The sequence below is a fragment of the Candidatus Frankia alpina genome, from assembly GCF_902806485.1.
GTDB classification, from domain to species: domain Bacteria; phylum Actinomycetota; class Actinomycetes; order Frankiales; family Frankiaceae; genus Frankia; species Frankia alpina.
This window is the reverse complement of the sequence record NZ_CADCWT010000217.1, coordinates 1-7,924: the sequence shown is the minus strand read 5'-3', so window position 1 is coordinate 7,924 and position 7,924 is coordinate 1. Positions and strand designations below refer to the sequence as shown.

Sequence of the window (7,924 nt, the reverse complement as noted above, 5' to 3'; positions counted from 1 at the left end):
GCCGGGAATGGCTCATTCCTGATCGTGTCATCCGTTGTACCGATCCGATCCTGTGCCGTGGAGTTTGACGTGGTGGTGATTTCGCGATCTGGGCTTACCACTCCATCTCACGATTGGTAACCAGATACCACCAATCGTGAGATGGCGGCTGTCCCGAACCCGAGTCTGGGGCTCGGGAGGTGAGCCTCCATCGAATGTTGCTGCCAGGGAAAGCCTCAAGCCGCTGTTACTGTCCATGACTGTTTGTACGGCAGCTGTGAGTCGTGGTGCTCACCGGCTCAAGGAGTAACGATGGCCGCTCGGCGAGTGTGGACTGCGGTGGGTTTGACGATCGCGTCACTTTGGATGATCGTTCTGCCGGCGAGGGCGGCCGTGGCTCCGATCGTGTCGGTACCGAACGTGGCCAGGACATCACCCTCCCGGCCTCCGGCTGGCACCGTATGGGCCTGGGGACTCAACAACGCCGGCCAGTTGGGGAACGGCACCACGACCGCGCTTTCCGGGCCCGTGCAGGTAAAAGGTCTGTCCGACGTCATCGTGATCGGGGCCGGCGGGGGCGGTGGGTACGCGGTGCGTCGGAACGGCACCGCATGGGCCTGGGGAGTGAACAACGCCGGCCAGTTGGGGAACGGCACCACGACCGACAGTTCGGTGCCGGTCCAGGTGAAAGGCCTGACCGACATCACCGAGATCACCGGCAGAGGGTTCAACGGATACGCCCTGCGTCGGGACGGCACCGCCTGGGCCTGGGGAGACAACAGCTACGGCCAGCTCGGGAACGGCACTACCACCGCCAGCCTGATCCCGGTGCGGGTGAAGGCACTGATCGGGATCACCGCAATCAGCAGCGGTTACCAGGTCGGGTATGCCTTGCGCCGGGACGGCACCGTGTGGACCTGGGGCCACAATGACCAGGGCCAACTGGGCAACGGCTCGACCACGAATAGCTTGCTGCCGGTGCGGGTCACGGGTTTGACGAGAGTCATCGCAGTCGCCGGTGGCTACCTCGGGGCATTTGCGTTGCGGCAGAATGGCACTGTCTGGGGCTGGGGTTCGGAGGCGCCGGGCGACGGCACCAGCAACAGCCTGGTTCCGGTCAAGGTGATCGGCCTGACCGGAGTCACCTCGATCACGGGCCACACGCCTGCCGCGTCGAGTCGGGACGGCACCGTCTGGGCCTGGGGAGGAAATTTCTATGGTCAGCTCGGGAACGGTACGGCAGGTACCGACAGAAGTCTGGTGCCGATGCGGGTAAACAGCCTCGGTCGGATTTCCCGGATCTCCGACGGTCCTACCGCACTGGGTCGGGACGGGACGGTCTGGGCCTGGGGCCCAGAAATCACGGCGCTCGGAGTTCTCGGCGCCACAGCGGTGCCAAAGCAAGTGCCGGGCCTGCGCGACATCACCGTAGTCGCCGGTGGCGACTACACGAGATACGCGCTCGTCGGCGCAGGTTGATCTGCAGCCGCCGAGGCGCCAGCTCCGCTGGTTGATCGTCCCGGGGCAGGACGCGGGCCTGGAACGCCTCTCGGTGGGCACCCGTCACGGTACGAATGCCTGCCGTCCCTATCCAGCCGATCGTGGGCGGTGACCTCGGCCACCGGACCCACTCCGTCTCGGAGGGCTGGACAAACATTGTCCGACGCGGCCCGTCGTCGGCGGTAATCTCGAGAGCACGGGAAGTCATCTGGTTGTGTTTCTGTGGCCGTCCTGTTCGCCGGGTGGCGGCTGGGCATTGTCAGGTGGGGATGGAATGCCCTGATGGGTCGTCTCTGTCCGCGTCCGGGCTTTGCCGGAGGCCAGGCGAGGATTTTGTCGGCCGTTGCGCGGCGGCGGGGAGTTGCTGCCCTCCCGCCCGACGCCTCCGGATTCCGCGACGCCGGCACAGGGAGAATCGGACGAGCTCGGAGGATGTGACATCCGCACCCATGCTCGGGCCCGATGAGGTGGAACCGATGACCTGCAGCATCGCGGACGCCGGCGTCGCGACGGAGATTGCCGCGGTCGACCAGCCCGGCTCGCCGCTGCGTGCGGCGGACCCGGCGACGATCGGTGATTTCCGGGTCCTGCGCCTGCTCGGCGAGGGCGGCATGGGGACGGTCTACCTTGGCGAGTCGTCGACGGGCCGACTTGTCGCGATAAAGGTGATTCGTCCGGAATATTCCACCGAGACGGAGTTCCGCGAACGTTTTCGGCGGGAGACGACCCATGCCCGGCAGGTCGCCGGATTCTGCACCGCCGAGGTGTTGGACGCGTCTCCGGACGCCGAGTTCCCGTATCTGGTCACCGAGTTCGTCCCCGGACCGACCCTCAGCAAGGCGGTGGCGGCCGGCGGCCCGTTGTCGCCCGCCGATCTGGAACGCCTCGGTATCGGGGTGGCGTCGGCGTTGACCGCGATCCACGCGGCCGGCATCGCACACCATGACCTCACCCCGTCGAATGTTCTGCTGCATCCCGCGGGGCCGCGGGTGATCGATTTCGGCATCGCGAACGCCCTCGGGACGATCGCGTCGGTCGACGACGACGCCGCGTGGATCGGCACGCCCGGGTACATGGCGCCGGAGCAGGCCCACAGTGATCAGATCGGCGCGGCGGCGGACGTGTTCGCCTGGGCGGGGGTGATGGCCTTCGCCGCGACCGGCCGGCCCCCCTTCGGGGACGGCGCGCCCGACGTGTTGCTGCACCGGACGCTGCACGAGGAACCCGACCTGTCCGGCCTGCCGGCCGGGATGATCGATATGGTCCGACGCGCGTTCCAGAAGGACCCGGACGCCCGGCCGACCGCGGGTGAGGTGCTGTTTGGCCTGCTCGGCAGCACGGAGGCGCAGGACGACTCGGCGCCGGCCGTCGCCCGAGCCCTCGACGGCTGGCGCTCTCCGACCGTGCTGCCGATCGGCGGCGAGGTCGAGGGGGCTCCCGTGCTCCACGACTCGACCGCCGTCACTGCCTCGCCGATGCCTACGGCCCAGCTGCCGACGCGCCGGGCGGCTCTCCGACCCGGGCCAGCGGCCGACCGGCACGGTGGTCGCCGCCGGCGGGCGGCGGTGCTGGCGACCGCCGCCGCCCTGCTGGCCCTGATCGCCACGGCGGTCCCGATCGCCATGGGTGCCGAGCGGGAGCAGAGGTTCCCCTCGACGTCCATCGGCGCGGCAGCCGGCTGGCTGCCCGCCGTTGCGTCACCACCGCCGAACCAACCGGGCGGGGGCGGCACCACACCGGCGATCGACGTGAGCCCCGAGACCGCCCGGGAGGTTCCTGCCACGCCGGATGACGGTGCGCCGGACGGGACGGCAGCGATCGCTGCCGAGCCCGCGGGGCGGACATTCCCGCCCCCGGCGGCGACGCCGGCGTCCCGTCCGCGAGCCACCGCATCGCTTCCCGCGTCGCGAGCCACCGCTTCGTCGACGTCGGGAACTTGTCCCGCAGCCACCGGGAACCCCGCCGAGGATCACCCCGATCACACCGGGTCCCGCGGCCGCAGGTTCTGCGCCGGCGGACGCCGACCGACCCCGGAAGTTTTCGCGGCCCGGCCGCGACGAAAATACGGCCAGCCGGGAAAATCGTTACAACCGGTACTCCCGATACAAGCGGGATCAGTACGAACTCGAGCGGTATGAACTTGAGCGGTACGATCGCGAAACGTTGTTCGCGCGGAACGGACGCTGACCAGAGGGCCAGTTCGGCCGACCGTCCGCCGCTCTCTGGTGTCGGCTGTTTCTGCTCCCTGCAACCGTCCATTCGCATTCGGATCGAACCGTATGAGCCCGAAGCGAGTGAGCTTGAAGTCATCCCTGCCTGGCCTCGCGGGGCGGGTGGGACGGTTCTTAGGGAACACCATGCTGGACGACGGGGCCGTGGCCTGGCTGTCCATCATCGACACCGCGGCGCTCAGCGACCACCAGCGGCTCGGTCTCGCCTTCCTGCACCGCAACACGACGATCACCAACCAGCAGGACCGGAGTCCCCCCGGATGCGATTCGGTCGCTGGGGTAGCTGCCGTATCGAGGCCGCCCGACGAATCACCCGTGGCGCCGATGGCTCGCGTCTGCGTCGTATCGGTATCGACAACCCCGGCCGATAACCGTTGGCGGCGGCGTACTCGGAGGTTCCGTCACAGGGGACGATCCCCTTGACGTGCAGATTGCTCTGAGCTGTTCCGGTGCCGTCCGGGGCCGGGGCCTTCTTCGCAGGGGTCGCAGGGGTCGCAGCGACGAAGGCTGGCCTGCGCGAGCGGCGTCGGGCTGGCAGCGCCTGTGAGATAGACCGCGCGCGGGGGCCGTGGGGTGCTGCCACTGGAGGGTAGGTGCATCGCCAGCGCGTAGGTGATTCCCGGCTCTCTTGCTAGAATTGACCCACGGGTGACGGTGCCGGAATGTGCCGAGCTTTCACCCGGACCACTTAGGTGATAGCCGAAGGAGATTTTCCGGCCTCGGCAACCATGAAGTCTTCAGAGCGACGTGCTGTTCTGGCGGGGCAGTCGTGACCGGCGCCTGCTGACACTGCGGAAGGGAAGCCCTGTGAGCGGCAAGGTCAACTGGCTCGTCTGTAAGGTCGGTTGCATCGAATGTGGAATGATTGAAGATCCGGCGATGAGGATCATCGGGGTGTATTCCGACGAGCAGCAGGCCGTTGCCACCGCCCGTGGTGCTGCCCACACGATCGCGCAACGGTGGGGGATGACGAACACCGACGAGCCATACCCGGTGAACGCGACCGAGATGCTGGGTTCGCGGATGGGCGCCGGCTGGATGTGGACACCCGCGGACCACGAGCAGGTCTACGCGGTGCAGGTCCCCTCCGAAACGGAGCGGTAGGCGGGAATCAGGCGCTCAGGCGCCGGTACCGGGCGAGGCGGCCCGCCCCGTCCGCGGCGGGGCGGGCGACGCAGGGCTGGAGGGCCGCTTCGAGCCGGGTGCGGACGGTGGACTGGTCGAGATGCATGCCGATCGCGACGAGTCCGCTGGGACCTTCCGTCACGGGCCTGACCGCGACGTGGATCTGCCGTCCGACGACATTGACCACGTGGCCGCGCATGCTCCGCCCGGTGTCCACGGTCAGGGTGCCCTTGAGCCGGTAGACGTCCGCGGGTAGGTCCTCAAGCAGGTCGGCCAGCCGGCCGGGATCGACCGGGCCGGTGGCGGGAACGGTTACCGCGTCGGCGTGCGGGTGCGGCTCGTCCTCGTGGTCGTGCCTGGCCAGGGCTGCGAGCGGGAGTTCGTCGACCGGGTCGTGCGGGCTCGCGGCGTCGAAGACGAGTGCCGGGTCGATGCGGCCATGGGTGGTGTCGACGATGTGTGCATGGGGATTGCTCTCACGTACCCGGCCGGTGATCCGCGCCACCGTCTCGGCCCGGTGCGCCGGCGGAATCCGGTCGGTCTTGTTGATCAGGACGAGTGAGGCCGACGTGACACGGGCCGGCGGCAGCCCGCCCGTGTCGACGGTGTCGAAGTAGGCGGCGGCGTCGATCACGTCGACGAGACCGCCGGGGCGCACGCGGTCCACGCCGCTGAACCGGATGAGCCTGGCCAGATGCGGCGGGTCAGCCACGCCACTGGCCTCCACGATCACCGCGTCCAGCCGCAACCGCGGCTGGCTCAGCTTCTCCAGCGCCTGGTCCAGGCCGTCGGTGTCCGGCAGGCAGCACAGGCAGCCGCCCGCGATCGAGGCCGGCTGGTCCACCTGACCGGTGACCAGCGTGGCGTCGACGTTGATCGTTCCGAAGTCGTTGACCACCACCCCGAGGCGCGCCCCGGGCGCCTGGAGCAGGTGGTTGAGCACTGTCGTCTTACCCGCGCCCAGGTACCCGGTGAGCGCGATCACAGGCACCCGCATGCCCATCCCCACCTGCCTCCTCTCATGCCGCGGTCAGCCGGTGGGCAGATCTGTATCGCCTGATGTGCCGATCCCGGACTCGGGTTACGAAGACTATCCACCCGAGCTGCCGGTCGACCTGGTACACGGGTTCGGTCCTTCTTTGGAGGGAGATCGCGACGCCCGTATTCACGCAGGCCGCGCGCTTGCCTGGATGGAGTCGACCAGGCTGCGTCGTGGCCCGATATGCCTGAAAGAATCACCCCCGCGGGGATTCTGGACACCGAGAGGGTGACGGGCGTTGGCAAGGAAACTGGGAAGTTCCTACACCCTGGAGGCCATGATCGACCGAGGTGCGATGGGTGAGGTGTGGTGCGGTCATGATGAGGACGGCGCGCCGCTCGCCTTCAAGCTTCTGTTGTCGGAACTCATGTCGGATCAGGAAATCGTCGCGCGGTTCATGCGGGAACGCTCGGTCCTCATCCGGGTCGACTCACCCTTTGTCGTGCGGGTCCGCGATCTCGTCGCCGAGCGCGGGCACCTGGCTATCGTCATGGATTTCGTCGAGGGTTCTGACCTGCGGCGCGAGCTGAGACGGCGCCGGACGTTCCCACCGGCGGAAGCGGTGGCGACAACCGTCGACATCCTCACCGGGCTCGGCGCCGCGCATGAGCTCGGCATCATCCATCACGACCTCAAACCCGAGAACGTGCTGCTCGACCGGCACGACGGCGGGTATCAGCCGAAGATCTCCGACTTCGGGATCGCCGGGCTGATGGGCGCCTCGACGCGGCTGACCACGCGGCAGGGCATTCTCGGTACTCCGCTCTACATGGCGCCCGAGATGATCGAGGAGGGCGTCGCCGGCCCGCCCGCGGACGTCTATGCCGCGGGGATCGTGCTGTACGAGCTGCTGTGCGGGGTCACGCCGTTCACCGGGCGTGCGCCGCTGGCGATCATGCGGGCGCACGTCGATCTCCTGCCCGCCCGCCCGCCGGACCTCACCGACGAGCTGTGGTCCGTCCTTGCCGCTATGCTCGCCAAGGACCCGGCCGCGCGGGCCGGGGCCGATCAGTTACGGGCTCTCCTGCCGGACCTGCACGGGTTGCCCGCGAGCCCACCGCTGGCCGCCCCGCCGCCGGCCACTCCGCTGCCGGGCACCCCGACGCTGGCCACTCCGCTGCCGGCCACGCTGCCGCCGGGCACCCCGCCGCCGGCGACCGCCGGGACGATCGGCAACGGCGTGCCCGCCGAGCGGGCGCCAGCGTCGCCGTCGGCATCCGGATCGACCCCGCCGGGCGGCGCCGATGCAATCGGCTCCGACCCCGTCCGACCTGGGGATTCCTCCGCCGAGCCGGGAGTGCGGCGCCGACGTCGCCTCCTCGTCGTTGCTCTCGGCATCGTCGTCGTGATCGGGGCCACGGTTGCGGCCGTCGTGTCGACCACCGGCTCGCTGTCCGACCCATCGAAGCGGCTCCTGATCCAGGCACGGACCAAGGATCAGCAGGCGATGGCGGGGCACCCCGCCCCCACGGCCAGCCCGAGTCCCGGTGCTTCCGCTCGCGTCGACGGCGCCGGGCCACCGACACCGACACCGACATCCGCACCGACATCCGTACTGGCACCGGCCAGCGTGACCGCCGTGCGCGTGGCGAATCCGACGGTCCTGCCCCCGCCACGCCCGGCCGGTCCCGTCCCCGCTGCGCCGCCCACCGCCGCGGCCGCGCAGGGTGGTCTCGGCAGGACATTCGCCGACATCGCGACCCATAGCTGCCTCGACAGCAACGCCCAGGGGCAGGTCTACACGCTGGGTTGCAACCAGGGCAACTACCAGCATTGGGTATACACGGCCGGAAACGGCGGGGTGCGGCTCAGGAACGCCCAGACCAACAACTGCGTGGGCAGCAGGGCGAATCCCGCGCCGGACGGAAGCAGGTACCAGGGCACGGTGTACGCCACCGGCTGCGACGGCGGGGCCGCGCAGCTCTGGACCACGTCCAGCGACAGTTTCGGAATGACCTTCCGAAACGCCGCCACCGGCGAATGCCTGGACAGCAACGCCGATGGACGCGTCTACACCCAGGGTTGCAACAACGGCGACTACCAGCGCTGG

Annotated in this window: 5 protein-coding genes; 4 read left to right on the top strand and 1 reads right to left on the bottom strand. The window is 69.0% G+C overall.

What is annotated here, in order from left to right; all coding sequences use genetic code 11:
• Positions 1 to 318 precede the first annotated feature (318 nt).
• The 3 genes from G6R25_RS18895 to G6R25_RS18885 all read left to right on the top strand — a co-directional run bounded on the left by G6R25_RS18895 (position 319) and on the right by G6R25_RS18885 (position 4,814).
• Positions 319 to 1,458, top strand: coding sequence for an RCC1 domain-containing protein (locus G6R25_RS18895; protein ID WP_235949047.1), 1,140 nt, complete (start codon positions 319 to 321; stop codon positions 1,456 to 1,458).
• Between the two features lie 497 nt (positions 1,459 to 1,955).
• Complete coding sequence (locus tag G6R25_RS18890; protein WP_163554038.1) at positions 1,956 to 3,617, top strand: serine/threonine-protein kinase; 1,662 nt, start codon at positions 1,956 to 1,958, stop codon at positions 3,615 to 3,617.
• A 900-nt stretch (positions 3,618 to 4,517) separates the two neighbouring features.
• A complete protein-coding gene (locus G6R25_RS18885; RefSeq protein WP_163554037.1) occupies positions 4,518 to 4,814 on the top strand; it encodes a hypothetical protein in 297 nt (98 codons plus the stop codon).
• 7 nt (positions 4,815 to 4,821) lie between these two features.
• Here G6R25_RS18885 and G6R25_RS18880 read toward each other — a convergent pair whose 3' ends face one another.
• The gene (locus G6R25_RS18880; protein ID WP_163554036.1) at positions 4,822 to 5,838 is read right to left on the bottom strand and encodes a CobW family GTP-binding protein; all 1,017 of its coding nucleotides are present in this window, start codon (positions 5,836 to 5,838) and stop codon (positions 4,822 to 4,824) included.
• A gap of 274 nt (positions 5,839 to 6,112) precedes the next feature.
• Between G6R25_RS18880 and G6R25_RS18875 the strand changes: the two genes are divergently transcribed.
• Positions 6,113 to 7,924 (top strand): serine/threonine-protein kinase (locus G6R25_RS18875; RefSeq protein ID WP_163554035.1); only part of this gene is annotated, 1,812 nt, incomplete at its 3' end.